Annotated in this window: 1 protein-coding gene; it reads left to right on the forward strand. The window is 61.5% G+C overall.

Annotated features, from left to right (window positions below; all coding sequences use genetic code 11):
• Nucleotides 1–336: carbohydrate porin (locus tag ABLV52_RS00640; protein WP_139165071.1), on the forward strand; the 336-nt coding region annotated here is incomplete at its 5' end.
• Nucleotides 337–569 lie beyond the last annotated feature (233 nt).

Here is a 569-nt window from a genome sequence, read left to right on the forward strand (position 1 = left end):
TTCCACGACTACGACAACGGCAAAGATAATACCGACAACCGCAAAAACTACGGCGCCATCGTGCGGCCGATGTACTTCTGGAACGACGTGCACTCCACCTGGCTGGAAGCGGGCTACCAGCGCGTGGACTACGACCAGGGCGGGGATAACCACGGCTGGAAGCTGACGCTGTCGCAGAACATCGCCATCGGCATGGGGCCGGAGTTCCGTCCGATGCTGCGCTTCTACGTGACCGGCGGTCAGGTGGACAACGAGCATACCGCGAAGGTCAACGGCACCAAAGACCAGCAGCTGGATTCGCTGAACGTCGGCGGGATGTTTGAGGCGTGGTTCTGATGCGATAGCGTTGTCGAAGGAGCGTTCCCGGCTGGCGCTACGCTTAGCCGGGCTACGACTGGTGCGCTCCATTTATGCCGGATGGCGGCATACATGCCTTATCCGGCCTACGTTCCTTCCTGCGGGCTCCCCCTGTAGGCCCGGCAAGCGCAGCGCCGCCGGGCAGGACACTTCAAGCTCCATACCTGCGGTTGTGCCGGATGGCGGCATAAATGCCTTATCCGGCCTACGTT

The sequence above is a fragment of the Klebsiella sp. GB_Kp056 genome, assembly GCF_040064755.1.
In the GTDB taxonomy this organism is placed as follows: domain Bacteria; phylum Pseudomonadota; class Gammaproteobacteria; order Enterobacterales; family Enterobacteriaceae; genus Klebsiella; species Klebsiella quasipneumoniae.